General features: G+C 72.7%; 29 protein-coding genes and 1 pseudogene. 20 read left to right on the forward strand and 10 right to left on the reverse strand.

Annotated features, from left to right (window positions below; genetic code table 11):
• Positions 1–5 precede the first annotated feature (5 nt).
• The 5 genes and pseudogenes from ruvX (at position 6) to ACLJOU_RS23165 (ending at position 4,464) form a co-directional block, all read left to right on the forward strand.
• Positions 6–467 (forward strand): Holliday junction resolvase RuvX, encoded by a 462-nt coding sequence (gene ruvX, locus ACLJOU_RS23145; protein ID WP_103350558.1) that lies wholly within the window; start codon positions 6–8, stop codon positions 465–467.
• Positions 464–2,704 (forward strand): endolytic transglycosylase MltG, encoded by a 2,241-nt coding sequence (gene mltG, locus ACLJOU_RS23150; protein WP_410569823.1) that lies wholly within the window; start codon positions 464–466, stop codon positions 2,702–2,704. Before ruvX ends, mltG begins: the two co-directional genes overlap by 4 nt.
• 16 nt (positions 2,705–2,720) lie before the next feature.
• Positions 2,721–3,548 (forward strand): shikimate dehydrogenase, encoded by an 828-nt coding sequence (locus ACLJOU_RS23155; protein ID WP_410570279.1) that lies wholly within the window; start codon positions 2,721–2,723, stop codon positions 3,546–3,548.
• A 61-nt stretch (positions 3,549–3,609) separates the two neighbouring features.
• A pseudogene (locus tag ACLJOU_RS23160) lies at positions 3,610–4,191 on the forward strand (GrpB family protein); the annotation flags it as partial.
• Between the two features lie 60 nt (positions 4,192–4,251).
• Positions 4,252–4,464, forward strand: a complete 213-nt coding sequence (locus ACLJOU_RS23165; RefSeq protein WP_410569824.1) for a hypothetical protein — start codon at positions 4,252–4,254, stop codon at positions 4,462–4,464.
• A 6-nt stretch (positions 4,465–4,470) separates the two neighbouring features.
• On the opposite strand, the gene ACLJOU_RS23170 is transcribed toward ACLJOU_RS23165, so the two are convergent.
• Both ACLJOU_RS23170 and ACLJOU_RS23175 read right to left on the reverse strand, forming a co-directional pair.
• Positions 4,471–5,130 (reverse strand): TetR family transcriptional regulator, encoded by a 660-nt coding sequence (locus ACLJOU_RS23170; RefSeq protein WP_410569826.1) that lies wholly within the window; start codon positions 5,128–5,130, stop codon positions 4,471–4,473.
• Between the two features lie 19 nt (positions 5,131–5,149).
• A complete protein-coding gene (locus tag ACLJOU_RS23175) occupies positions 5,150–5,563 on the reverse strand; it encodes a hypothetical protein (RefSeq protein ID WP_410569827.1) in 414 nt (137 codons plus the stop codon).
• Positions 5,564–5,675: 112 nt separating this feature from the next.
• Between ACLJOU_RS23175 and ACLJOU_RS23180 the strand changes: the two genes are divergently transcribed.
• Complete coding sequence (locus ACLJOU_RS23180) at positions 5,676–6,608, forward strand: D-2-hydroxyacid dehydrogenase family protein (protein ID WP_410569829.1); 933 nt, start codon at positions 5,676–5,678, stop codon at positions 6,606–6,608.
• 3 nt (positions 6,609–6,611) lie between these two features.
• Here ACLJOU_RS23180 and ACLJOU_RS23185 read toward each other — a convergent pair whose 3' ends face one another.
• From ACLJOU_RS23185 to ACLJOU_RS23205, 5 genes are all read right to left on the reverse strand, one after another.
• The gene (locus ACLJOU_RS23185) at positions 6,612–7,379 is read right to left on the reverse strand and encodes an alpha/beta hydrolase (protein WP_410569831.1); all 768 of its coding nucleotides are present in this window, start codon (positions 7,377–7,379) and stop codon (positions 6,612–6,614) included.
• Positions 7,319–8,134 carry a serine hydrolase domain-containing protein gene (locus ACLJOU_RS23190; protein ID WP_410569833.1) on the reverse strand — a complete coding sequence of 272 codons (816 nt, stop codon included), beginning with the start codon at positions 8,132–8,134 and terminating at the stop codon, positions 7,319–7,321. The genes ACLJOU_RS23185 and ACLJOU_RS23190 overlap by 61 nt, the downstream gene beginning before the upstream one ends.
• Before the next feature lie 76 nt (positions 8,135–8,210).
• Positions 8,211–8,477 (reverse strand): HPr family phosphocarrier protein, encoded by a 267-nt coding sequence (locus ACLJOU_RS23195; RefSeq protein WP_410569834.1) that lies wholly within the window; start codon positions 8,475–8,477, stop codon positions 8,211–8,213.
• A 53-nt stretch (positions 8,478–8,530) separates the two neighbouring features.
• Positions 8,531–9,769 carry a PTS transporter subunit EIIC gene (locus ACLJOU_RS23200; protein ID WP_410569835.1) on the reverse strand — a complete coding sequence of 413 codons (1,239 nt, stop codon included), beginning with the start codon at positions 9,767–9,769 and terminating at the stop codon, positions 8,531–8,533.
• Complete coding sequence (locus ACLJOU_RS23205) at positions 9,766–10,554, reverse strand: GntR family transcriptional regulator (protein WP_410569837.1); 789 nt, start codon at positions 10,552–10,554, stop codon at positions 9,766–9,768. The genes ACLJOU_RS23200 and ACLJOU_RS23205 overlap by 4 nt, the downstream gene beginning before the upstream one ends.
• A gap of 164 nt (positions 10,555–10,718) precedes the next feature.
• On the opposite strand from ACLJOU_RS23205, the gene ACLJOU_RS23210 reads away from it, so the two are divergent.
• Both ACLJOU_RS23210 and ACLJOU_RS23215 read left to right on the forward strand, forming a co-directional pair.
• Positions 10,719–11,036, forward strand: a complete 318-nt coding sequence (locus ACLJOU_RS23210; protein ID WP_410569839.1) for a glucose PTS transporter subunit EIIB — start codon at positions 10,719–10,721, stop codon at positions 11,034–11,036.
• A complete protein-coding gene (locus ACLJOU_RS23215) occupies positions 11,033–11,488 on the forward strand; it encodes a PTS glucose transporter subunit IIA (RefSeq protein ID WP_410569840.1) in 456 nt (151 codons plus the stop codon). The genes ACLJOU_RS23210 and ACLJOU_RS23215 overlap by 4 nt, the downstream gene beginning before the upstream one ends.
• Before the next feature lie 114 nt (positions 11,489–11,602).
• Here the strand turns inward: ACLJOU_RS23215 and ACLJOU_RS23220 are convergent, their stop codons facing one another.
• The gene (locus ACLJOU_RS23220; RefSeq protein WP_410569841.1) at positions 11,603–12,040 is read right to left on the reverse strand and encodes a ubiquinol-cytochrome c reductase iron-sulfur subunit; all 438 of its coding nucleotides are present in this window, start codon (positions 12,038–12,040) and stop codon (positions 11,603–11,605) included.
• A 105-nt stretch (positions 12,041–12,145) separates the two neighbouring features.
• Here ACLJOU_RS23220 and ACLJOU_RS23225 point away from each other — a divergent pair, with 105 nt between their 5' ends.
• The 9 genes from ACLJOU_RS23225 (at position 12,146) to ACLJOU_RS23265 (ending at position 19,821) form a co-directional block, all read left to right on the forward strand.
• On the forward strand, positions 12,146–12,514 hold the full coding sequence (locus ACLJOU_RS23225; RefSeq protein WP_410569843.1) for a hypothetical protein: 369 nt from the start codon (positions 12,146–12,148) through the stop codon (positions 12,512–12,514).
• 31 nt (positions 12,515–12,545) lie between these two features.
• Positions 12,546–13,031 (forward strand): sigma-70 family RNA polymerase sigma factor, encoded by a 486-nt coding sequence (locus ACLJOU_RS23230; RefSeq protein ID WP_410569845.1) that lies wholly within the window; start codon positions 12,546–12,548, stop codon positions 13,029–13,031.
• Positions 13,028–13,672, forward strand: a complete 645-nt coding sequence (locus tag ACLJOU_RS23235; RefSeq protein ID WP_410569846.1) for an anti-sigma factor family protein — start codon at positions 13,028–13,030, stop codon at positions 13,670–13,672. Before ACLJOU_RS23230 ends, ACLJOU_RS23235 begins: the two co-directional genes overlap by 4 nt.
• A gap of 336 nt (positions 13,673–14,008) precedes the next feature.
• On the forward strand, positions 14,009–15,196 hold the full coding sequence (gene aroC, locus ACLJOU_RS23240; protein ID WP_410569847.1) for a chorismate synthase: 1,188 nt from the start codon (positions 14,009–14,011) through the stop codon (positions 15,194–15,196).
• The gene (locus ACLJOU_RS23245) at positions 15,193–15,717 is read left to right on the forward strand and encodes a shikimate kinase (RefSeq protein WP_410569849.1); all 525 of its coding nucleotides are present in this window, start codon (positions 15,193–15,195) and stop codon (positions 15,715–15,717) included. Before aroC ends, ACLJOU_RS23245 begins: the two co-directional genes overlap by 4 nt.
• 11 nt (positions 15,718–15,728) lie before the next feature.
• Positions 15,729–16,844: a 3-dehydroquinate synthase gene (gene aroB / locus ACLJOU_RS23250; RefSeq protein ID WP_410570281.1), complete on the forward strand. Its 1,116-nt coding sequence runs from the start codon at positions 15,729–15,731 to the stop codon at positions 16,842–16,844.
• Positions 16,841–17,272 carry a type II 3-dehydroquinate dehydratase gene (aroQ, locus tag ACLJOU_RS23255; RefSeq protein ID WP_410569850.1) on the forward strand — a complete coding sequence of 144 codons (432 nt, stop codon included), beginning with the start codon at positions 16,841–16,843 and terminating at the stop codon, positions 17,270–17,272. Before aroB ends, aroQ begins: the two co-directional genes overlap by 4 nt.
• Entirely contained in the window at positions 17,269–18,177 is a 909-nt protein-coding gene (locus ACLJOU_RS23260) for a GNAT family N-acetyltransferase (RefSeq protein WP_410569852.1), read from the forward strand. The genes aroQ and ACLJOU_RS23260 overlap by 4 nt, the downstream gene beginning before the upstream one ends.
• A 174-nt stretch (positions 18,178–18,351) precedes the next feature.
• Positions 18,352–19,821 carry a beta-xylosidase gene (locus ACLJOU_RS23265; RefSeq protein ID WP_410570283.1) on the forward strand — a complete coding sequence of 490 codons (1,470 nt, stop codon included), beginning with the start codon at positions 18,352–18,354 and terminating at the stop codon, positions 19,819–19,821.
• A 10-nt stretch (positions 19,822–19,831) separates the two neighbouring features.
• Here ACLJOU_RS23265 and ACLJOU_RS23270 read toward each other — a convergent pair whose 3' ends face one another.
• Positions 19,832–20,251, reverse strand: coding sequence for a B-4DMT family transporter (locus ACLJOU_RS23270; protein ID WP_410569853.1), 420 nt, complete (start codon positions 20,249–20,251; stop codon positions 19,832–19,834).
• Between the two features lie 62 nt (positions 20,252–20,313).
• Between ACLJOU_RS23270 and ACLJOU_RS23275 the strand changes: the two genes are divergently transcribed.
• The 3 genes from ACLJOU_RS23275 to nusB are packed head-to-tail and all read left to right on the forward strand — an operon-like array spanning position 20,314 to position 22,467.
• The gene (locus tag ACLJOU_RS23275) at positions 20,314–21,402 is read left to right on the forward strand and encodes a M24 family metallopeptidase (protein WP_410569855.1); all 1,089 of its coding nucleotides are present in this window, start codon (positions 20,314–20,316) and stop codon (positions 21,400–21,402) included.
• 46 nt (positions 21,403–21,448) lie between these two features.
• Positions 21,449–22,012 carry an elongation factor P gene (gene efp, locus ACLJOU_RS23280; protein WP_176176226.1) on the forward strand — a complete coding sequence of 188 codons (564 nt, stop codon included), beginning with the start codon at positions 21,449–21,451 and terminating at the stop codon, positions 22,010–22,012.
• Entirely contained in the window at positions 22,012–22,467 is a 456-nt protein-coding gene (nusB, locus tag ACLJOU_RS23285; RefSeq protein WP_410569858.1) for a transcription antitermination factor NusB, read from the forward strand. Before efp ends, nusB begins: the two co-directional genes overlap by 1 nt.
• A 107-nt stretch (positions 22,468–22,574) precedes the next feature.
• On the opposite strand, the gene ACLJOU_RS23290 is transcribed toward nusB, so the two are convergent.
• The gene (locus ACLJOU_RS23290; protein ID WP_003096372.1) at positions 22,575–23,063 is read right to left on the reverse strand and encodes a transcriptional regulator; all 489 of its coding nucleotides are present in this window, start codon (positions 23,061–23,063) and stop codon (positions 22,575–22,577) included.
• Between the last annotated feature and the right edge of the window lie 4 nt (positions 23,064–23,067).

The raw sequence follows: 23,067 nt of genomic DNA on the forward strand, positions 1-23,067 counted from the left end.
CCGGCGTGGGCGATCCGGGCCGGGGCCGCCGGCTCGGCGTGGATGTCGGATCCGTCCGGGTCGGCGTGGCGCTGAGCGATCCGGCCCCGATGCTGGCGTCGCCATTGGTTACCCTCTCCCGCGATGCGACCGACGACAGTGATCTGGACCAGCTGGCCGCCCTCGTCACCGAACACGAGGTGGTCGAGGTGATCGTGGGCCTGCCGCGCACGCTGGCCAACCGCCAGGGCCCGGCGGCCGAGCTGGCCATCGCGTATTCTGAGCGTCTGGCCGGGCGGATCGCGCCCGTGCCGGTCCGGCTGGGCGACGAGCGGCTGACCACGGTCACCGCATCCCGCATCCTCTCCCAGCGCGGGGTCAAAGGCCGCAAGCAGCGCGCGGTGGTCGACCAGGCCGCCGCCGTCGAGATCCTGCAGGCCTGGATCGACGCCGCCGCTGCGCACCGCGCCCGGGAGGGAGACCGATGAACGAGCAGCCGCCCGAGCGCGGGCGCCGTCGCCTGCGCGAACCGGACGAGGCCACCCCGCCGCCGTCCCGGCCCGCGCCGCGCCGCGTCGACCCGCGCGACCCGCGGGCCGCGGAACCGCGCCGCACGCCGAGCGGGCAGCACGAGCTGCCGCCGCGCCGCGGCCAGGCCCCCAGCGGCGAGTACGACCTGCCCCAGCCCTCCCGCCGGGCCCACCGCGAGGAGCCGCCGGGCTACGACCCGCGCCGCGCCGCGCCGCCCGGCCGTCGCCGCCTCGAGCCGCCCGGCACCCTGCCGCCGGCCGACGGCGACCTCGACCCGCACGAGCGCCGCGCCGCCCCGGCCCGCGCGGCCCGCGCTCGCCACGGCCTCGACGAGGGCTCCGAGATCGACCAGCCGGCCCCCCGCCGGCGGCGCGCAGCCCCGGACCCCGACGAGGCCGAGGCCCGGCCGCCCCGGCGGCGCACCGCTCCCGACCCCGACGAAGCCGAGGTCAGACCACCCCGGCGCGCGGCCCCGGACGCCGGCGAGCCGGCGGCCCGGTCGCCCCGGCGGCGCGCGGCCCCGGACCCCGACGAGGCCGAGGACAGGCTGCCCCGGCGCGCCGCACCCGAGCGGATCGAACCGGCGCCCGCGCGGCGCCGCCGTGCCGATCCCGACGCGGCCGAGCCCGCACCGGGCCGGCGGGGTCCGGCACCCGAACCCGCGGACGCAGCCCCGCCGGGCCGTCGCCGGTCCGCGCCCGACGCCGCCGATCCGCGACGGCGACGGGCGGCTCCGGAGCCGGACGCGGACCCCCGTCGCGAGCCGCGGCGGTCCGCCCAGCCGGGTGACCGTTCCGCCGGTGTGCCCGAGCCCGGCGCCGAGCCCCGCCGCCGCCCGCCGGTGCGCGAGGAGCCGGTGACCGACGTCCTGCCGGCGCTGGCGCCGCTGCCGCCGGCCGAACCGTCGCGCGCGCCGAAGGAGGAGCCCGAGCTCTTCGCCGAGAACGACGAGTACGCGGACTACGACGAGTACGGCGAGTACGAGGACTACGACGAGGCCGGGTACGACGATTCCGGGTACGACGAGGAGTACGACGACTACGACGAAGAGCCGGAAAAGCCGCGGAAGAAGAAGGGCAAGCGCGCCCTGGGCTGGGTCGCCGCGATCGCGGTGATCGCCCTGCTCGCGGGCGGCGCCTGGTACGGCTTCAACAAGTTCTTCGGCTACGACGACTTCGACGGCGCCGGCACCGACGACGTCGTGTTCCAGGTCGACGACGGCGACACGACGTCGGCGATCGGCCAGAAGCTCACCACCGCGGGCATCGTCGCGAGTAGCAAGGCGTTCGTGAAGGCCGGCGAGGGCAACGCGAAGCTCGCCCGGGTCCAGCACGGCTTCTACGTGATGAAGTCGCACATGTCCGGGGCCAGCGCGGTCGACCGGATCACCGACGCGGCTTCGCGCGTCGGCCAGCTGGAAATCCGGCCGTACACGCAGTTCGACGACATCACCCAGCCCGACGGCAAGGTCACCCCCGGCGTGTACAGCCTGATGGCGAAGGCGTCGTGCGCCCAGCTCAACGGCAAGAGCACCTGCGTCTCGGCCGACGACCTGCGCAAGGTCGTGGACACCGCGGACCTCAAGCAGCTCGGCGTGCCGGACTGGGCGGTCGAGCCCGCGAACAAGGCCGATCGCAAGGACCGCAGGCTCGAGGGCCTCATCGCACCCGGCGTCTACGACGTCAAGCCGGGGTCCACCGCGCAGGAGATCCTCGGGCAGCTGGTGCACAGCTCGGCCGAGGCGATCCAGAACGCCGGGCTGACCCCGCAGACGACCGGTCCCGGCATGACGCCGTACCAGACGCTGATCATCGCCTCGATCATCGAACGCGAGGCGGTGAAGGCCGACTTCGGCAAGCTTTCGCGGGTCATCTACAACCGGCTGAAGGCCACCCCCGCCATGCGGCTGCAGATGGACTCCACGGTCAACTACGTGCTGGACCGGCCGACGCTGGCGACCAACGACAACGACCGGGACCGGGCCGGGGCGTACAACACCTACCGGAACACCGGCCTCACCCCGACGCCGATCGCGGTGCCGAGCCCGGACGCGATCAAGGCGGCGGTGAAGCCGCCGGACGGCGACTGGTTGTACTTCGTCAAGTGCGAGAAGAACGGCCTGTCCTGCTTCGCGGTTTCGTTCGACGAGCACAAGGCCAACGTCAAGCTGGCTCAGCAGCGTGGCGTCTTCTGAGCCGCGCAAGGCCGCGGTGCTGGGCAAGCCGGTGGCGCACTCGCTGTCGCCGGTGCTGCACGGCGCCGCGTTCGCCGCGCTCGGCCTGACCGGCTGGACCTACGAGCGGATCGAGACGAGCGCCGAGGAACTGCCGGGACTTCTCGACGGCCTCGGCCCGGAGTGGGCCGGGTTCTCGGTCACCATGCCGGGCAAGCGCGCGGCGCTGGACCACGCGGACGAGGTGACGCCGCGCGCGGCCGCCGTGGGCGCGGCCAACACGCTGGTCCGCACCGCGCGGGGCTGGCTGGCGGACTGCACCGACGTCGACGGTGTCACCGGCGCGCTGCGGGCCGCGGGCGGCTACGAGCCGTCCGCCGGGGACACCGCGGTCGTGCTCGGCGCGGGCGGCACCGCGGCGGCGGCGGTCGTCGGGCTCGCCGCCCTGGGCGTGCGGGAGGTGCAGCTGGTCGTGCGCGAACCGGCCCGGGCCGGCGAAACCCTGGACGCGGCGAAGCGGGCCGCGCTCGACGTCGACGTCCTGCGGTGGGCGGACACGGACTTCGCGGCCTTGGGGTCCGCGGCGGTGCTGGTGAACACGGTCCCGCCGGACGCGGTCGTCCCGCACGTGGGCGAGCTCGCGGCGATCGCGCACGTCCTCGACGTCATCTACCACCCGTGGCCGACGCCGCTCGCCGAAGCGGTCGCAGCGCGCGGCGGCCGCCTGGCGACCGGGCTGGACATGCTGCTGCACCAGGCGTTCGGCCAGGCCGAGCACTTCACGGGCCGCCCGGCCCCGCGGGCGGCGATGCGGGACGCGCTGCGCGAAGCGACCGGGAACCTGCTGCCCCTGCCGATCGGCTGAAAAACCCGTTGCGGGGCTTCGATATCCTGGTGGACTGCCCAAAAGAAGGGGGTTCACCGGAATGACCGGTCAAGACGCCTTGAGCGACGAAGAAGTCCAGGGTGCGTGGGTCGGCGAAGCGCCGCAGCTCAACTCGACCGTCACGCTCGCCGACTACGACCCGCGGTGGCCCGCGCTCTTCGAGCGGGAAGCCGAGCGGATCCGCCGGGCGCTGGGGGAGCGGGTGCTCGTGCTGGAGCACGTCGGCTCGACTTCGGTGCCGGGCCTGTGCGCCAAGCCGATCGTCGACATCCTCCTGGAGGTACCCGACTCCGACGACGAGGACGCCTACGTCCCCGACCTGGAAGCGGCGGGCTACCGGCTCGTCATCCGCGAGCCGGATTGGGAGAAGCACCGCTGCTTCAAGGGCCCGGACACGAACATCAACCTGCACGTCCACTCGCCGGGCAACGGCCAGACGCCGCGCTACCGCCTCTTCCGCGACCGCCTGCGCTCGCACCCGGAGGAGCTGGAACTGTACGCGGCGAAGAAGCGTGAACTCGCCGCAAGGGAGTGGAAGTACATCCAGCACTACGCCGACGCGAAGACGGAGGTGGTCGAGGAGATCCTCGCCCGCGCGCGGGCCGAGCGGGACGGGTTTGCCGCCGGGTGATTCCGGGCACCCACCCGGCAGTCCTGACTTTCACTGAACAGGGGTGGGTGAATGTCGTCTTTCAACGTGAAGCCGTCGAAACCGATGGCGGTGTTCGGTGCCATCTTCGGGGTGGCCATCCTCGTCTTCGGATTCGTCAACGCGAACAAGTCCGGCGGGTTCATCTGGCTGTGGCTGATCGCCGGAGTGGCGATCATCGGGTTCAACCTGTGGGCCGCGTTCAGCAAGAACGGGGCCACCGAAGTGGTTTCCCGCCGGGAGTGACCGGCGTCAATCCTTTTTGGCCAGGTCGTGGATCAGGCCGGCGATCTCCCGGCTGACCGGGCGGAACACCCGCAGCCGGGAGAGCGCGGCCAGCCGGGCCAGCAGCGGGACGCTGCGCTCCACCAGCAGCCGGCTGCGTTTCGTGCCGGCCGAGCGGTCGTGGACCCAGAACAGCACCACGCCCATCTGGTAAAGCCAGAGCAGTTCCGGCAGCTGGGTGCGCAGTTCCGGGTCCAGCTTCAGGTCGGATCCCTCGACGACCTCGCGCATGAGGCCGATCGACGCCTCGCGGGCGGCCGAGGAGTCGTCGCTGAACGGGCTCAGCGGCGACTCCGGGTCGGCCGCGTTGACGAAGAACTGCGTGCCGAAGCGGTGGTAGGGCTCGGTGACGTCGAGCCAGCACAGCAGCACGGCTTTGAGGCGGGCCGCGAAGCCGCTCTCGTCCGCCAGCAGCCGCCGGGCCGCCGCCTGGTGCTGCGCGGCCATCTCGTCGTAGAAGCCCTGGATCAGCTGTTCCTTCGACGAGAAGTAGTAGTAGGCGTTCCCCACCGACACGCCCGCCTCGGCGGCGATCGCGCGCATCGTCGTGCGGTCGTAGCCGTTCTCGGCGAACAGCCGCATGGCGGTCGTGACGATCAGGGACCGCGTTTCCTCGCTCTTGGCCACGCGCTGCACGTTAGCGCCGTCAGGGCTGCGGGAACGGCGGGGCCTGCGGCACGCCCGGGTGGGCGACGAACACCGGGGCCGGCTTCGGGGCCAGGTGGCGGCGCCGGATGCCGTTGAAGACCAGGACGTTGAACAGGTGCATGACGCCGAGGACGAGCGCCACCGTGCCGATCTTGACCGACAGCATTTCGAACACCTCGCGGGCGGTGACGACGGAGCTGTTGCTGGTCAGAAAGAGCGTCACGAAGCCGAGGCTGACCAGGTAGAAGCCGACCACCAGCAGCTGGTTGACGGCGGTGGCCAGGCCGGGGCTGTCGGTGAAGACCTCGGTGAGGAAGGTGCGGCCGTGCTTGCTCAGCGTCCGGGCGACGAGCACGGTCAACGGGATGCTGAGCAGCAGGTAGAGCGCGTAGGCGAGCACGATCGGGTCCATGGGTTCCTTCAGTTTTGAACGTGTTCAAGAACAAGGTAGCCGCCTTTTTGAACACGTTCAAGAGAGTGGCGTCACCCCGCGGCGGCGCTCCGGCCCGGATACGGTGACCTCCATGCGGATAGCGATCCTCGACGACTACCAGAACGTCGCCCTCACCTTCGGCGACTGGGCATCCCTCCAGGCCGACATCACGGTCTTCACCGAGCCCCTGACCGACGCCGTCACGCAGTTGCAGGGCTTCGAAGCGGTGGTCGCGATGCGCGAGCGCACCCGCTTTCCCGCCGAGGTGCTCGACGCCCTCCCCGACCTGAAGCTGCTGGTCAGCACGGGCCAGCGGAACGCGGCCATCGACGTGGCCGCCGCGCGGCGCAACGGCGTCGTCGTGTCCGCCACCGGTTATCTCGGGCAGCCGACCGCCGAGCACACGTGGGCGCTGATCCTCGCGGCGTCGCGGAACCTGCCGCAGGAGTTCCGGTCCATGCGCGAGGGCGGCTGGCAGACCGGTGTCGGCACCATGCTGCACGGCAAGACCCTCGGCCTGCTCGGCCTCGGCAGGCTCGGCGCGGGCGCGGCGAAGATCGGGCAGGCCTTCGGGATGGAGACGATCGCCTGGAGCCAGCACCTGACGCAGGAGAAGGCGGACCCCCACGGCGTCACCGCGGTGACCAAGGACGAGCTGTTCGCGCGCTCGGACGTGCTGTCCGTCCACCTGGTGCTCAGCGAGCGCACGCGCGGGCTGGTCGGGGCGGCCGAGCTCGCCGCGATGAAGCCGACGGCCCTGCTGGTGAACACCTCGCGCGGCCCGATCGTCGACGAAGCGGCGCTGGTGGACGCGTTGCGGCGCAAGGAGATCCGCGCCGCCGCGCTGGACGTCTACGACACCGAGCCGCTGCCGGCCGACCATCCGCTGAGGACACTGGACAACGCGGTGCTGACCCCGCACATCGGGTTCGTCGCGCGGGAGGTCTACGAAATCTTCTACGGGGACGCGGTCGAGGACATCGCCGCCTACCAGGCGGGGCAACCGATCCGCGTCATGGAGTGACGCTCAGCGGGTGGAGAAGGCGTGCGGCCCGCCGGGGCCCGAGGTCCCCGCACCGGCCCTGCGGCGGGCCTGCACCCTTCGATGACACCACCCGGCCCGGTACCGCGGCAGGGTCTTTGGACCCTGCTCGCCGGGTCCGTTCGGCTGATCGGCCCGCCGCGGCGGGCCGTGAGTGAGAAACCGCGCCGGCACCCGGTTTTTCCCCCACCACCGGGTCAGAGGAACGGGACGTGTCCGGGCGCAGGCCGTCCCCGCCGGCGGCACGGCCAACTCGGCCAGGTACCGCAGCACGGCCGCCGAGGCGCACGAGCTCGGGACGTCCAGCGACGTGTGGCCGTAACCGTCCACCACGAGCACCCGGCCGTCCCCGAGTTCCGCCGCCGTCGCGGGCCGTGGGCGAAGATCCCCGCGAACTTCCGCTTCGGATCGCCCGCGGCGAGGCACACTTCGGCCCGGCAGCCGCGCGGACCGCGAATATCTGGTCCAGTTCCTGCTGCTGCGCGCCCGCGACGTCGGCCCGCACGTCCACCGGCTCCCGTTCCTGGCCCGGTTTCCCGGTGGCGTTCGCGACGAGGTCGAGCGTGCCGTCGAGGGTCCTGCGGGATCGGCGGGTCGGCGCCGGTGCGGGCGGTGCGGGTGCGGGCGGGCGGGTGCGGCCGGGGGTGCGCTGCGGGCGGCGGGCAGCAGGAAAGCGGCGAGGAAGGCCCGCTTCACGCCCCCAGTTCCGCCAGGACGGCGTCGGTGTAGGGCGGCCAGGCTTTGGCCGCCCACGGGCCGAACGCGCGGTCGGTCAGCGCGACGCAGGCCGCCCCCGCGGCCGGGTCGACCCAGAGGAACGTGCCCGACTGGCCGAAGTGGCCGAACGTCCGGGGTGAGCTCTTCGCGCCGGTCCAGTGCGGGCTCTTGTGGTCGCGGATCTCGAAGCCGAGGCCCCAGTCGTTGGGCTTCTGGTGGCCGAAGCCGGGCAGCACGCCCGACAGCCCGGGGAACACGACGGTCGTCGCCTCGGCCACGGTGGCCGGGTCCAGCAGCTTCGGTGCCTGCAGCTCGGCGGCGAACGCGGCCAGGTCGTCCACAGTGGACACCGCGCCGGACGCGGGCGAGCCATCCAGCGTGGTCGAAGTCATGCCGAGCGGGCCGAACAGCGCCTCGGCCTGGTACTGCGCGAACGGGATGCCGGAGTGCTCGGCCAGCGCGTCGGCCAGCTGCTCGAACCCGGCGTTGGAGTACAGCCGCCGGGTGCCCGGCGCGGCCATCGCCTTGTGCGCGTCGAAGGCCAGGCCCGAGGTGTGGGCCAGCAGGTGCCGCACGGTCGAGCCCTCGGGCCCGGCCGGGGTGTCGAGTTCGACGACGCCTTCCTCGACCGCGATCAACGCGGCGTACGCGGTCAGCGGCTTGGTGACCGAGGCCAGCCGGAACGCCCGCCCGGTGTCGCCGTGCCGGCCCCGGACCGTCCCGTCGGCGGACACCACGGCCGTCGCGGCGTTGTCCACCGGCCACTCGTCGATCAGGCGCAGGCTCTCCATGCGCCCACCCTACGAAACGAAGGCCTCCGCACCGGTGTCGGGGACCGGTGCGGAGGCCTTCGCGGGTTTCGCGACCTCAGGCGTCGAGGTCGGTGGCGACCAGCCGGGCGACCGCTTCCACGGCCTCCTCGGCACCCTCGCCCTCGGCGCTGATGACGACCTCGTCGCCGTAGCCGGCGGCCAGCGTCATCAGGTTGAGCACGCTGCCGGCGGCCACCGGGTCCCCGCCGGCCTTGGCGATCTGCACCGCGACGGGCTGCGCCGCGGCCGCCTTCGCCACCAGCGCGGCCGGCCGGGCGTGCAGCCCCACCTTGCTGGCCACGGCGACGCGTTTCTCCGGCATGTTCGTCCTCTCAGTGCTTGTCCGTCGGGGAGCCTGTCCCGTCGGTGGTGATGTTACTTCGCGGCGGTCGCCTCGAGGTCCGACTCGATCGAGTCGTCCTCGCGGCCCGGGGTCCGCAGGTTCCACTTGATGATGGCGAACCGGAACACGAAGTAGTAGATGATCGCGTAGACCGCGCCCATCAGGAGCAGGATCCACACGTTGTGGGCCGCCTTCGCGTTGAAGTTCAACGCGAAGTCGATCGCCCCGGCCGAGAACGAGAAGCTCAGGTGCGCGTTCAGCAGGTTGGCGATCGCCAGCGACAACCCGGTCATGATCGCGTGGAAGATGTACAGCGGCCACGCGACGAACATGAACGAGAACTCGATCGGCTCGGTCACGCCGGTGAGGAACGAGGTCAGTGCCGCGGAGATCATCACACCGCCGACGATCTTCTTCTGCGCCGGGCGGGCGGTCTGCCAGATCGCCAGCGCCGCCGCGGGCAGCGCGAACATGAAGATCGGGAAGAAGCCCGTGGTGAACGCACCGGCGTTCGGGTCGCCGTTGAAGAAGTTGGTGATGTCACCGCCCTTGAAGATGAACCACACCGGCACGTTGATCAGCTGGTGGAGACCGATCGGGATGAGCAGGCGGTTCAGGGCGCCGTAGATGCCGCCACCGACGACCGGCGAGGAGGTGACCGCGTCGCCGACGTTCTCGATGCCCGTGTTGACGTATTTGAACAGCAGGCCGAAGATCACGCCGAGGATCAGCAGCGTGAACGCCGTGATGATCGGCACGAACCGGCGGCCGCCGAAGAACGCCAGGTAGGCGGGCAGCTTGATGCGGTGGTAGCGCTGCCACAGCACCGCGGCGACCAGGCCGACGACCACGCCGGCGAGCACGCTGTAGGGCCACTTGATCGGGGCGAGCTCGAACCCGCCGGTGGGCTTGTAGCCCGGCAGGTCCTTCAGCGGGGCGAAGACCTGGATGACGCTGGTGAACACGAAGAAGCCGACGACGGCCGCGACACCGGTCGAGCCGTCGCCCTTGCGGGCGAAGCCGACCGCGATGCCGACCGCGAACAGCAGCGGCAGCCAGTTGAACAGCGCGCCGCCGCCCGCGCTGAGCACCGCGGCGACCTTGTCCCAGCCCAGCCCGTCCTTGCCGAGCAGGTCGTCCTGGCCGAGGCGCAGCAGCAGGCCGGCGGCCGGCAGCGTGGCGATCGGCAGCATCAGGCTGCGGCCGAAGCGCTGAAGACCGGCGAGGCCGCCGCCGCTCTTCTTCGCCCCCTCCGCGGTGGTGGTGCTCATCTGGTTCCTCCATAGTGGGGTGCTTGACCGGGCTCCGGGGTGTTCCGGTCCAACTGCATGGTCACCTGGTAGTGATCTCCCCGGTACCAGGACGTGATGTCTTCGATGGGGTCGCCGTTCGCGCTGGAGACCCGCCGGAACACGAGCAGCGGGCTGCCGGCGCGCATGCCGAGCAGCCGGGCCGTCTCGCGGTCCGCACCTTCGGCCCAGACCGTCTGCCACGCCCGGTCCGGACGCACACCGTACGTCTCGGCCAGCTGCGCGTAGATGGACTGGGTCAGGTCGAGCCCGAGCAGGCCGGGGGCCCGGCCCGCGTGGTACCAACCGCGCTCGACGGCCAGTGGCACGCCGTCGGCGTGGCGCAGCCGCACCAGGTGGTGCGCGGAAGCGCCCTCGGCCAGGCCGAGGGCGTGTGCCGAGGCGGTGGGCGGCACCGCGGTGGCCGCGGAGACCACCTCGGTCGTCGGGGTCAGCCCCCGCCTCCGCATGTCGTCGGTGAACGACATCAGGTAGAGCTGCAGCTCCATCCGCCGGGCCGCGGTGAACGTACCCTTCCCGCGGACCCGGGCGAGCAGGCCCTCTTCGACCAGCTTGCCGATCGCCGACCGGACCGTGAGCCGCGACACGCCGTAGCGCTGGGCCAGCTCGCGTTCCGACGGGATCGGCGCACCCGGCGGGAGCTCGCGCTCCACCGTGCGGCGGAGGATTTCCCGCAGCTGGGCGTGCTTGGGCGTGGGCCCGTTGACAACCTTGTCGGGCGGCGGGACGTGCGCGGCCGCGCTCATCGGCGTCACCCTCCTCGTTCTCGCGCCACCGGGGACCGGTGCTCGCGTCCGGCCCGGAACATTGGTACGTTCCGGTCTAGACCAATGATCTGATGGGGCAGGATGCTCCGCCGTGCGGACGGGTGTCAACCACCGTTATCCGTTCGTGGCCCGCGGCGGGGTGCATGCCGACGATCGGCGTAGTACAGGTGGACACGCGGTTCGCGTCAGGTTGGGAACAAACAGTGAGCAAGGAGACCGCGATGGCGGATGACAGGCCCGAAAAGATCCTCGCGGCACTCGGCGGCGCGGACAACCTCACCGAGGTCGAAGGCTGCATCACGCGGCTGCGCTGCGAGGTCGAGGACATGAGCCTCGTCGACGAGGGGGCGCTGAAGAAGGCCGGTGCGATGGGCGTGGTGAAGCTGGGGTCGACGGCCCTGCAGGTGATCGTCGGGCCGGAGGCGGACACGATCGCCAGCGACATCGAGGACCTGCTGTGAGCCTCGAGGTGCTCAGCCCGGTCGCCGGGCGCGTGGTGCCGATCACCGAGGTCCCGGACCCGGTGTTCGCGCAGGCCATGGTGGGCCCGGGCATCGCGGTGCAGCCGTCGGGCGGGCGCTCGGACGCGGTCGCGCCCGTCGACGGCACGGTCGCGACGCTGCACCCGCACGCCTACGTCGTGGCCACCGAGGACGGCAAGGCCGTGCTGGTCCACCTGGGCATCGACACGGTCAAGGAGAAGGGCGAGGGCTTCACGCTGCACGTCGTCAAGGGCGAGCAGGTGCGGGCCGGCCAGCCGATCGTCAGCTGGGACCCGGAGGCGGTGACCGCGGCGGGCTACTCGGCGATCGTCCCGGTCGTCGCCCTGGACGCCTCGGCGGAGGTTTTGTCCGGTTTGGACACCGAGCGCGCGGTCACCGCCGGCGAGCGGCTGTTCGCCTGGGACGCCTGAGCCGCTTCTGTCACGCTGGTGACAACCGGGGCTTCGCCCCCGGACCCCCGAAAGGCACGCGAAGGGCCCTTGCGGACGACCGTCCACAAGGGCCCTTCGCGTGCGCCCGGCTCGTCAGCCGGTGACGACCTTCCCGTTCTCGACCTTGACCGGCACGCTCGGCAGCGGCTTGTTCGCCGGGCCCTGCTTGACCTCGCCGGTGAGCGCGTTGAACACCGAACCGTGGCAGGGGCAGACTAGGTCGGCGCCCTTCGGGGTGACGGTGCAGCCCTGGTGCGTGCACACGGCGCTGAACGCGGCGGCGGCCGACTCGGACGGCCGGGCCACGATGACGTCGGAACCGTCCGGGGCCTTGGCGGCCTTCGCCTGCCCGACCGGGACGTCGGCGAGCGCGACCAGCGGCGTCCCGGCGGCGATCGGCGCCTGCGCGGTGCCCGATTTGCCGCCCGGCTCCGAGGAACAGGCGGTGAGCGCGACGGCGCCGACGGCGGCACCGGCGACGGCGGCACCGGTGGACAGGACGGTGCGGCGGGAGTGCAGTTCGGCTGTCATGCCCATATCAACGAGATCGCCACCCGTTCGGTTCAATTCCCGGTGAACCGGATCGCCCCCTGTTCCGTGTATCTACCGGAGTGGGTGTGGAGTGGAGGAACGATCATGGTGAGTTGGGTGCTACGCATCGTCGTGGCGGTCGCGCTGTTCGGCTCGGCGGCGGTGCACTACGTCCTGTGGACCGAGGACTACCCGGGCATCGTGGGCCCGTTGTTCCTGCTCGACGCGATCGCCGGGCTCGTGCTGGCGATCGCGGTCCTGGCCTGGCGGCACTGGCTGCCGGCGCTGGGCGCGGTGGGCTTCGGCGCGCTGACGCTCGGCGCGTACGTGCTGGCCGCGACGGTCGGGTTCGCCGGCAACCACGACCAGTTCAACAGCGGCCCGGAGTACTGGGGTGTCATCACGGAGGCGGTCTGCATCGTCGGCGGTCTCGCGCTGCTGTTCGTGAAGGACCGGCGCCGGGTCGCGGCCTGAATTCGTGGGAGAAGTCGCCGAAGAGGCACTCATGCGCGCGCTGCACGAGGACCACGCGGGCGCGCTGTGGTCCTACGCGCTGCACCTGACCTCGGGTGACCGGATCCGGGCCGAGGACGTCGTCCAGGAGACGCTGCTGCGGGCCTGGCGGTCGCCGTCGGTGCTGGACCAGTCGCAGGGCTCGGCGCGGGCGTGGCTGTTCACGGTCGCCCGGCGGATCGCCATCGACGGCTGGCGGTCGGCGTCGGCGCGGTCGGAGGTGCCGACCGACCGGCCGCCGGACCGCGCGGTCGCCGACGGCACCGACCGCGCGGTGCAGGGCTGGCTGGTCGCCGAGGCGCTGGCCGAACTGTCGGAACGGCACCGCGAGGTGCTGGTCCTGTGTTACTTCCAGGGCTATTCGGTGGCGGACGCGGCGCGGAAGCTCGGGGTGGCCGAAGGGACGGTCAAGTCGCGCACGCACTACGCGTTGCGGGCGCTGCGCCTGGTGCTCGAGGAGAGGGGAGTGACCCAGTGAGCGAAGACCCCTTCGCGACGTTCGACGCCGCGTACGTGCTCGGGGCGCTCGCCCCCGAGGACCGGCAGCGCTTCGAGGAGCACCTGCGCACGTGCGACCGCTGCGCGGCGTCGGTGCGCGAGCTGGCGGGCCTGCCCGGGCTCCTGGCCAGGGTGGACACGCCCGTTTCGCTGCCCGACGCCGGCCCGCCCCCGCCCGACCTGCTGCCGGCGGTGCTCCGGCGGGTCCGGCGCGGCCGCCGGATCCGGCTCGCGGTGACTTCCGCGTCGGCCGCGCTGGCGGTGTCGGCCTGCGTGGCGCTGGCGGTGGTGGCCTCGGCGCCGGCGTCCGGTCCGCCGCCTCCCGGGGTGGCGATGACGGCACTGGGCCAGTTCCCGGTCCGCGCGGACGCCCGCCTGGCGGCGTTCGACTGGGGCACCCGGGTCGACATGTCGTGCAGCTACACGGGCGGCCGCAGCGGCGGCGAGTACCTCCTGGTGGCGATCTCGCGCACCGGGACGGAGACGGAACTGGCCACGTGGAAGGCGATCCCGGACGACACGGCCCGCCTGTCCATCGGCACGGCCCTGCGGCAGTCGGACCTCGCGGCCCTGGAGATCCGCGCGGGCAACGGCCTGCCCCTGCTTCGGCTGACCCTCTGAGCCCGGTGGCTCATCCGGGCCGCAGGGGGCCCCGGATGAGCCACCCACTCCCGTGATCGAGAAGCCGACACGCGTGATTGGGGAGCCGACACACGTGATTGGGGAGCCGACACGCGTGATTGGGGAGCCGACACGGGCGCAGCCGCCGTGTCGACCCTTCAATCACGCGTGTCGACCCTCCAGTCACGCGTGTCGACCCTTCGGGTACGCGAGTCGTCCGTCTGGGTACGCGGGCCGACCCTCCGGGTACGGGAACCGACCGCCCGGCTCTTCCCCGCTGCCGGATCACCGGAGGCATGTCCCGGCCCGCGCCGTGGCCGTGACAGGATTGAGCCCATGTTGCGCTGGATCACCGCAGGTGAATCGCACGGACCCGCGCTGGCCGCCGTGCTCGAAGGGATGCCCGCGGGCGTTGCCGTCACCACCGCCGACGTCACCGAGCAGCTGGCCCGGCGCCGCCTCGGCTTCGGCCGCAGCCCGCGGATGGGCTTCGAGACCGACCACATCGAGTTCCTCGGCGGCGTCCGCCACGGTCTCACCCAGGGCGGCCCGGTCGCGGTGCACATCGAGAACGCCGAGTGGCCCAAGTGGGAGCAGGTCATGGCGGCCGACCCGGTCGACCCCCAGGTGCTCGAGGGCCTCGCGCGCAACGAACCGCTCACCCGGCCGCGCCCCGGCCACGCCGACCTGCCCGGCATGCAGAAGTACGGCTTCGACGAGGCCCGCCCGGTCCTCGAGCGCGCCAGCGCCCGCGAGACGGCGTCGCGGACCGCGCTCGGCACCGTCGCCCGCAACTTCCTCAAGCAGCTGCTCGACGTCGAAATCTTGAGCCACGTCGTCTCCATTGGCGGCGCCGACGCCCCGGAAGGCCCGCTCCCGCAGCCGGGGGACCTGCCCGCCATCGACGAGAGCCCGGTCCGCGCCTTCAGCCAGGAAGGCACCGACGCGATGGTCGCCGAGGTGGACGCGGTCCGCAAAGCCGGCGACACCGTCGGCGGCGTCATCGAGGTCCTCGCCTACGGCCTCCCGCCCGGCCTCGGCTCGCACGTCCACTGGGACCGCCGCCTCGACGCGCGGCTGGCCGGCGCGCTGATGGGCGTCCAGGCGATGAAGGGCGTCGAGGTCGGTGACGGCTTCACCACCGCACGCCGCTGGGGCAGCCAGGCGCACGACGAGATCGACCGCGGCTCCGGCCCGGTCGGCGTCACGCGCCGGTCCAACCGCGCGGGCGGCCTGGAAGGCGGGATCACCAACGGCGAGCCGCTGCGCGTGCGCGTGGCCATGAAGCCGATCTCGACCGTCCCCAAAGCACTGTCCACAGTGGACGTCAAGACCGGCGAGCCGGCGGTGGCCATCCACCAGCGGTCCGACGTCTGCGCGGTGCCCCGCGCCGGGGTCGTGCTGGAGTCCGTCGTGGCGCTGGTCCTCGCCGACGCCGCCCTGGAGAAGTTCGGCGGCGACTCCCTCGCCGAGAGCAAGCGCAACGCCGAGGCGTACCTCAAGGCCCTCGAGGAGCGGTGGTGAGCCCGCGCGCGGTGATCGTCGGCCCGCCCGGCTCGGGCAAGAGCACGGTCGGGCCGCTGCTGGCCGCCGCGCTCGGCGTCGCGTTCCGGGACAGTGACGACGACATCGTCGCGCGCACCGGGCGCAGCATCTCCGACATCTTCGCCGACGACGGCGAACCCGCTTTCCGCGCGCTGGAAGCGGAAGCGGTCGCCACGGCGCTCGCCGAGCACGAGGGCGTGCTCTCCCTCGGCGGCGGCGCCCCGCTCACCCCGGCCACCCGGGCCCGGCTGGCCGAGCACACCGTCGTGTTCCTCAACGTCGGCCTCGCGGCGGGTGTGCAGCGCACCGGCCTCTCGAGTGCGCGGCCGCTGCTGGCCGGGGTGAACCCCCGCGCCACCTTCAAGAAACTGCTCGACGAACGGGTGCCCGTCTACCGCGAGGTCGCCACCGTCGAGATCGTCACCGACGACCGGACGCCCTCCGAGATCGTCGCGGACCTCGTGGCGGAGCTCGCCGCTCCCGCCGAAGCCAAGGAGTGAGTTTCCCAGTGTTGGATCCGGCGCAGTCTGATCCGGTGCGCATCCCGGTCGCCACCGCCCAGCCCTACGACGTCGTGGTCGGGCGCGGCCTGCTCGGCGACCTCACCGAGCACCTGGCCGATGCCTCGAAGATCGCGCTGATCCACCCCCCGACGCTGACCGCCACGGCCGAAGCCATCCGTGACGAGCTGAACGCCGCGGGTCTCGACGCCCACCGCGTCGAGATCCCGGACGCCGAGGACGGCAAGGCGCTGACCGTCGCGGGCTTCTGCTGGGAGGTGCTCGGCCGGATCGGGCTGGACCGCCGCGGCGCCGTCGTCGGGCTCGGCGGCGGGGCCGTCACCGACCTCGCCGGGTTCGTCGCGGGCACGTGGATGCGCGGGGTCCGGCTGGTCAACGTACCGACGACGCTGCTCGGCATGGTCGACGCCGCCGTCGGCGGCAAGACCGGCATCAACACCGACGCCGGCAAGAACCTCGTCGGGGTGTTCCACGAGCCGAGCGCGGTCTTCGTCGACTTCGCGACGCTGGAGACGCTGCCGCGCAACGAGCTCGTCGCCGGGATGGCCGAGGTCGTCAAGGCCGGCTTCATCGCCGATCCGCGGATCCTCGAGCTGATCGAGGCCGACCCGGCCGCGGCGCTGGACCCCGCCGGTGCCGTCCTGGCCGAGCTAGTCGAGCGGTCGATCCGGGTCAAGGCCGACGTCGTCGCCGCCGACCTGCGCGAATCCGACCTGCGGGAAATCCTCAACTACGGCCACACGCTCGGCCACGCCATCGAGCGGCGCGAGCGGTACCGGTGGCGGCACGGCGCCGCGGTCAGCGTCGGCCTGGTGTTCGCGGCCGAGCTGGCGCGGCTGGCCGGCCGGCTCGACGACGCCACGGCCGAGCGCCACGCCGCCGTGCTGAAGCTCATCGGCCTGCCGACGACGTACGACGCCGACGCGCTGCCGCAGCTGCTGGAGACCATGAAGGGCGACAAGAAGACGCGTTCCGGCGCCCTGCGGTTCGTCGTCCTCGACGGCCTCGCCAGGCCCGGCCGGCTGGAAGGCCCGGACCCGGTGCTGCTCGCGGCCGCCTACTCGGCGGTCGCGGCGGAGACGGCGTCCGGGAGCGTGCTGCTGTGAAGGCGTTCGTGTTCAACGGCCCCAACCTCGGCCGGCTCGGCAAGCGCGAGCCGTCGGTCTACGGCTCGACCACGCACGACGACCTCGCGGCGCTGTGCGTCGAGACCGGCGAGGAGCTGGGGATCGAGGTCGAGGTCCGGCAGACCGACTTCGAGGGCGAACTGGTCGGCTGGCTGCACGAGGCCGCCGACGGCGGGAACCCGGTGGTCCTCAACGCCGGCGCGTGGACGCACTACTCGATCGCGGTGCGCGACGCCGCGGCCCAGCTGAGCGCGCCCCTGATCGAGCTGCACATCTCGAACGTGCACAAGCGGGAGGCGTTCCGGCACCACAGCGTGCTGTCGGACATCGCGACGGCCGTGATCGCGGGTCTCGGCGTCGACGGCTACCCGCTCGCCCTGCGCTGGCTGGCCGCCCACCCGGGATGACCCCGCTGACGACGGCGCGGCTGACGTTGCGGCCGCTGACGGAGGCCGACCGCGCCGCCGTCGTGAAGGTGTTCGCCGACCCGGAGATGAGCCGGTTCTTCGCCGCGGACTTGTCCGACCCGGCTGCGGCGAGCGCGATGGTGGACCATCGGTTGGCCTACCGCGGGCCGGCCGGGCAGGGCCACTGGGTGATCGAGCGCGCCGGCGAGGTGATCGGCGTCGCGCACCTGCGTCCGTCGTGGGAGCTGCCGGGCGAGGTGCCCGAGCTGGGGTACTACGTGGCGACCGCGCACGCCGGGCAGGGCCTGGCCACCGAGGCGGCGCGCGCGGTGCTGGACCACGGCCTCGGCACGCTGGGGCTTCCGGCGGTGTGGGCGCTGGTCCACGAGCGGAACGCGGCGAGCCGGAAGGTGGCCGCGCGCCTGGGTTTCCTGGACGTCGGCCGCGGCGTGCACTACGGCGACGTGCACCGCGTGCTGGTGGCGCTGCCCGCGGTGCACGGGCGGCCGCACCACGTCGAGCTGTGGGTGCCGGACCTCACCGAAGCCGAGCGCAGCTGGGGCTGGCTGCTGGGCGAGCTGGGCTGGCGCGAGTTCCAGCGCTGGCCGGCGGGCGTGAGCTGGCGCCTCGGCGGGACGTATGTCGTGGTCGAGGAATCGCCGGCGCTGAGCGCGAGGGACCACGAGCGCACCCGGCCGGGGTTGAACCACCTGGCGCTGCACGTGGGCACCCGCGTGCAGGTCGACGACCTGGCGGCCCGCGCGCCGGACCACGGCTGGCGGCCGCTGTTCGCGGCGGAGTACCCGCACGCGGGCGGTGCCGACCATTACGCGGCGTACCTGGAGAACGAGGCCGGGTTCGAGGTCGAGCTGGTCGCGGTGGAAGGCCCGGAGGCAGGCGCGTGAGCCATCGCGGCCGTTTCGAGCCCGGATGATCGCGGCGACCGGCCGCGGCCGCTGAGCCCTGTCACGACCGAGTGACCCCCGAACCGGAGCGCCACCACCCGGACGGGGGCCTGCTCGCTACACTCCGATGTCGTGCGCCCGTTTCGTCGTGGGGGTCGGCGACCCGCTCGTGCCCTGTTCGCCAGTGTGCTGGCGGGGCTGCTGCTCGCGGGCTGCACCGAGGGTTACGCCCAGCCCCAGGCGGCCGGGGACCAGCCCGCCGTCGCCGGTGGGAAGGCCGCCCGGCCCGCCGATGTCGAGCTCGCCTCGGGTGACCCCCGGCAGAGTGGCCGGGTCATCGCCGCCGGTGGGGCCGATGCCGTCTACAACTACGGGCCCTCCGTGATGCTCGACCGGGGGCAGACCCGGATGTGGTGGTGCAGCCAGTACGGCGGGGCCGGGCCGGCCGGGGACGACATCCTCTACGCGCAGGCGCAGTCGATGAACGGCCCGTTCACCGGACCGGGTGGCGGCATCCCGGCCGCGGTGTTCTCCGGGGCGCCCGGGCACTTCGACGGCATGCACACCTGCGATCCGTCCGTGCTGCGCGTCGGCTCGACCTACTACCTGTACTACACCGGCGCCGCCGGGGACCACGCGCTCGGCAACGCCATCGGGCTCGCCACCAGCCCCGACGGCGTCCACTGGACCCGCGCGGCCGGCGGGCGGCCGATCCTCGGGCCGTCGCACGACGTGCACCGCGCGAACGTCTACGGCGCGGGCCAGCCCTCGGCTGTCTACCTCGACGGCTGGTTCTACCTCATGTTCACCGACACGACCGGCCGCGCCGCGGGCACCAACGGCGCGGGGCAGTTCGTGCTCCGCTCGCCCGACCCGGCGTTCGGGTCGGGGGTGCAGGCCCTGGACGTCGGCGGGTTCGTGCCGGTGGCGTCGACTTCGGCGCCGCGCGCCCGGTCGGTCGTCGACGGGTTCAGCGCCGACCTGATGTGGGTGGGCGCGCTCGCCGCGTTCGTCGTCGCGCACGAGACCGACGGCGGGACGACGCTGACGTTCTGGACCGCCGACTTCACCGAGCACCCCTTCCGGTCCGTGCTGGTCCCCGGGCCGTGGCGGGAGGGCCCGGGCCTGGTGCGCCGGGCGGACGGGCACGCGCCGCTCTCCTCGGCCGACCCGTGCGACCGGGTGCCGTTCGACGTCGTGCGGGCGACCACGCTCGGCGGCGCCGGCGCCCCGACCGACCTGCGGCACTTCGGCCTGGACCTGCTGGGCAGCCAGGCGTGCGCGAGCCCCGCGCGGGTGGCCGCGACGTTCGACGGCGTGACGGCGCCCTCCCCGGAGCGGACGATGGACCTGGTCCGGGCGGGCACGCGGGTCCGCGTGGACCGGCGCGCGGTGGCGGTGACGCTGGCGGGCGAGGTCCTCGACCAGGCCCCGCCGGCGCTGGCGACGCTCCCGCTGGGGGCGCGGCTGCGCTCGGGCGCGGAGGCGGTGGCGGTCCCGGGTGGTGGCTTCGCGTTCGTCCTCGACGGCCACCGCCGTCCGGTGCCCGACGGCGGGGTGGTGCTCACGAACGGCTCGACGGCCCGCCCGGTGACGGCGGCCCAGTGGGACGGCTACGCGCCGGGTACCTCCCTGGTGGGCTGAGGCGGCCCGGTCAGCCGGCGTGGTCCTGGCCCGAACCCGGGGAGCGCCCGATCCGGCCGCCGACGAACAACCCGAGCCCGGCCGGGATCAGCACCAGCAGCGCCGAGAACGCCGCCCCGCCGGTCAACGCCCCGCCCAGCTCGGACACGCCCGTCTGGTCCACGAACACCGCGCGGCCGATCACGTACAGGATCCCCGACACCACGCCGGCCACCAGCGCCGCGATGAACCACGCGCGGCCGCGGTCGGGCAGGTCCCGCCACGCGTCCAGCGCCGCCCACAGCGCCGCCGCGCCCACCAGCACCGCCAGCGCCAGCGAAGTCATCAGCGTCTGGTCCGTCGGGTGGTAGACGGCGTACTTGGCCAGCAGCGTCAGCGCCACGCCGTGCAGCAGCGCCATGCCGAGTCCGCGGGTCACCCAAGCGCTCATCCTGCGGAGTGTAGGCCAGGTTACCGACGAGTTGCCCCGGTGGCGCGCACTAGGGTGGACGGGTGCCCGAAACCCATGGACGACGTCGTGCCGCGCTGCGCGGGCTCCTGACCGGGGCCGGTGCCGAGGCGCTGCTGGTCACCGATCTGCTGAACATCCGCTACCTGACCGGGTTCACCGGCTCGAACGCCGCCGTGCTGCTCCACGCCGGCGGGGACGACAAGACGCTCTTCTGCACCGACGGCCGCTACACGACCCAGGCGGCCGCCGAGGTGCCCGACCTCGAGACCGTCGTCGACCGGGCCAGCGCCGCCGCCCTCGTGGCCCGCGCCGCGAAGGACACCACGACCTACGGGCGGGTCGGGTTCGAAAGCCGGCACGTCAGCGTCGAGGAGTACGAGACCCTGCGGCAGCAGCTGCCCCTGGAACGGACGCCCGGCCTGGTCGAGCAGCTGCGCGAGGTCAAGGACGAGGCCGAGATCGAGGCGCTGCGCCAGGCGTGCGCCGCCGCCGACCGGGCCCTGGACGACCTGCTCGCCGCCGGGGGCCTCCGCCCGGGGCGGACCGAGCTGGAAATCGCCCGTGACCTGGAGAACCGGATGCTGCAGCACGGCTCGTCCGCGCCCAGTTTCGCCTCCATCGTCGCCGCCGGCGCGCACTCGGCCATCCCGCACCACCAGCCCACGCACGCCGAGCTGAAGCGCGGTGACTTGGTCAAGCTGGACTTCGGCGCCACCGTCGACGGCTACCACTCCGACATGACCCGCACCTTCGTCCTCGGCGAGCCCGCGGACTGGCAGCGGGAGGTTTACGACCTCGTGCACGCGGCCCAGGCGGCGGGCGTCGACGACGTCCGGCCGGGCGCCGAAGTGTCCCATGTGGACGCCGCCGCCCGGGACGTGATCGAGGGGGCGGGGCACGGCGAGCACTTCGCGCACGGCCTCGGCCACGGCGTCGGCCTGCAGATCCACGAGGCGCCCAGCCTCGCCGCGACGGGCGTCGGTACACTGGCCGCCGGTATGGCGGTCACCGTCGAGCCCGGCGTGTACCTCGCGGGACGCGGTGGCGTGCGCATCGAGGACACGCTCGTCGTGCGGGCTGGGGAGCCCGAACTCCTCACCCTGAGCACCAAGAACCTCGTGGTCGTCTGACGGCGGCCCCGAACACCGGAAGATCGACACAGGAGACTGCAAGCTCGTGGCCACGACCAACGACCTGAAGAACGGGCTCGTCCTGAACCTGGACGGCCAGCTCTGGACCGTCACCGCGTTCCAGCACGTCAAGCCGGGCAAGGGCGGCGCGTTCGTGCGCACCACGCTCAAGCACGTGCTCACCGGCAAGGTGGTCGACAAGACGTTCAACGCGGGCACGAAGGTCGACACGGCCACGGTGGACCGCCGGAACATGACCTACCTCTACAAGGAGGGCCAGGACTTCGTGTTCATGGACGGTGACACCTACGACCAGATCACCGTCCCGGCCGAGGTCGTCGGCGACAACGCCAACTACATGCTCGAGAACACCGAGGTCCAGGTCGCGGTGCACGAGAACGAGCCGCTGTACGTCGAGCTGCCGACGTCGGTCGAGCTGGTCGTCCAGCACACCGACCCGGGCCTGCAGGGCGACCGCTCCACCGGCGGCACCAAGCCGGCCACGCTGGAGACCGGCGCGGAGATCCAGGTCCCGCTGTTCCTGTCCACCGGCGAGAAGATCAAGGTCGACACCCGCGACGGCCGTTACCTGGGCCGCGTCTCCAGCTGATGCCGACGTCGAAACCCCACCCGAACCGCGGCGGTGCGATCAGCCGACGGCAGGCGCGCCGCCGCGCGGTGGAAATGCTGTACGAGGCCGTGCAGCGCGACACCGACGCGGTGACGCTGCTGGCCGACCGGGTCGGCGCGACGGACGTCGACCCGATCGCGGACTACACGATCAGCCTGGTCGAGGGCGTGACCGGCCGCAAGGCGCAGATCGACGAGCTGCTGGCCGAGCACGCGCAGGGCTGGACCCTGGAGCGGATGCCGAAGGTCGACCTCGCGGTCCTGCGGGTCGGGGTCTACGAGCTGCTCTGGGCCGAGGACGTGCCGGACCCGGTCGCGATCGACGAGGCCGTGGGTCTCGCGAAGGAACTGTCCACGGACGACTCGCCGCGGTTCGTCAACGGCGTCCTCGGCCGGATCGGCACGATCGCCGACCGCCTGCGCGCGGTGCTCTGAACGAAGATCCACCCGGGTGCTGCGAGCCCCCCGACGAGTCAGTGAGCGTCTCCGGTGCCCCACCGGGAACGCTCACTGCGTCGGTTTCGCACACTCTCGGATCGGGATCAGTCCTCCTTGGAAGGACGCGCTTCCGGGGGCAGGACGCCCCAGTCGATCAGCTGCTCGGTCAGCTCGCCCGGGGTCATGTCGTAGATGATCGCCAGGGACCGCAGGTCCTCGGTGCGGATCGAGAGCACCTTGCCGTTGTAGTCGCCGCGCTGGCTCTGGATCGTCGCCGCGTAGCGGGCCAGCGGGCCCACCTTTTCGGCCGGCAGCTGCTGCAGGCGCTCCAGGTTGATCACGATCTTCGTGGCGGGCTCGGCACCGGAGGGGACCCGGCCCTCGGGCAGCAGCTCGACCACCGGGACACCGTAGAAGTCGGCCAGCTCGGCCAGCTTCTGGACGGTGACGGCGCGGTCGCCACGCTCGTACGAGCCGACGACGACGGCCTTCCAGCGCCCACCGGACTTCTGCTCGACCCCGTGCAGGGACAGGCCCTGCTGCTGGCGGATCCCGCGGAGCTTGGCCCCGAGCGCCTTGGCGTAATCGCCCATCTGG

The sequence above is a fragment of the Amycolatopsis sp. cmx-4-61 genome (genome assembly GCF_046548775.1).
In the GTDB taxonomy this organism is placed as follows: Bacteria; Actinomycetota; Actinomycetes; order Mycobacteriales; family Pseudonocardiaceae; genus Amycolatopsis.

Coding starts and splice junctions, on each gene's coding strand:
- mltG (WP_410569823.1), top strand. CDS start 464: ATGAACGAGCAGCCGCCCGAGCGCGGGCGCCGTCGCCTGCGCGAACCG.
- ACLJOU_RS23165 (WP_410569824.1), top strand. CDS start 4,252: ATGTCGTCTTTCAACGTGAAGCCGTCGAAACCGATGGCGGTGTTCGGT.
- ACLJOU_RS23175 (WP_410569827.1), bottom strand. CDS start 5,563: ATGGACCCGATCGTGCTCGCCTACGCGCTCTACCTGCTGCTCAGCATC.
- ACLJOU_RS23180 (WP_410569829.1), top strand. CDS start 5,676: ATGCGGATAGCGATCCTCGACGACTACCAGAACGTCGCCCTCACCTTC.
- ACLJOU_RS23190 (WP_410569833.1), bottom strand. CDS start 8,134: ATGGAGAGCCTGCGCCTGATCGACGAGTGGCCGGTGGACAACGCCGCG.
- ACLJOU_RS23195 (WP_410569834.1), bottom strand. CDS start 8,477: ATGCCGGAGAAACGCGTCGCCGTGGCCAGCAAGGTGGGGCTGCACGCC.
- ACLJOU_RS23200 (WP_410569835.1), bottom strand. CDS start 9,769: ATGAGCACCACCACCGCGGAGGGGGCGAAGAAGAGCGGCGGCGGCCTC.
- ACLJOU_RS23205 (WP_410569837.1), bottom strand. CDS start 10,554: ATGAGCGCGGCCGCGCACGTCCCGCCGCCCGACAAGGTTGTCAACGGG.
- ACLJOU_RS23210 (WP_410569839.1), top strand. CDS start 10,719: ATGCCGACGATCGGCGTAGTACAGGTGGACACGCGGTTCGCGTCAGGT.
- ACLJOU_RS23220 (WP_410569841.1), bottom strand. CDS start 12,040: ATGACAGCCGAACTGCACTCCCGCCGCACCGTCCTGTCCACCGGTGCC.
- ACLJOU_RS23225 (WP_410569843.1), top strand. CDS start 12,146: ATGGTGAGTTGGGTGCTACGCATCGTCGTGGCGGTCGCGCTGTTCGGC.
- ACLJOU_RS23230 (WP_410569845.1), top strand. CDS start 12,546: ATGCGCGCGCTGCACGAGGACCACGCGGGCGCGCTGTGGTCCTACGCG.
- aroC (WP_410569847.1), top strand. CDS start 14,009: ATGTTGCGCTGGATCACCGCAGGTGAATCGCACGGACCCGCGCTGGCC.
- ACLJOU_RS23260 (WP_410569852.1), top strand. CDS start 17,269: ATGACCCCGCTGACGACGGCGCGGCTGACGTTGCGGCCGCTGACGGAG.
- ACLJOU_RS23270 (WP_410569853.1), bottom strand. CDS start 20,251: ATGAGCGCTTGGGTGACCCGCGGACTCGGCATGGCGCTGCTGCACGGC.
- nusB (WP_410569858.1), top strand. CDS start 22,012: ATGCCGACGTCGAAACCCCACCCGAACCGCGGCGGTGCGATCAGCCGA.
- ACLJOU_RS23290 (WP_003096372.1), bottom strand. CDS start 23,063: ATGGGCGATTACGCCAAGGCGCTCGGGGCCAAGCTCCGCGGGATCCGC.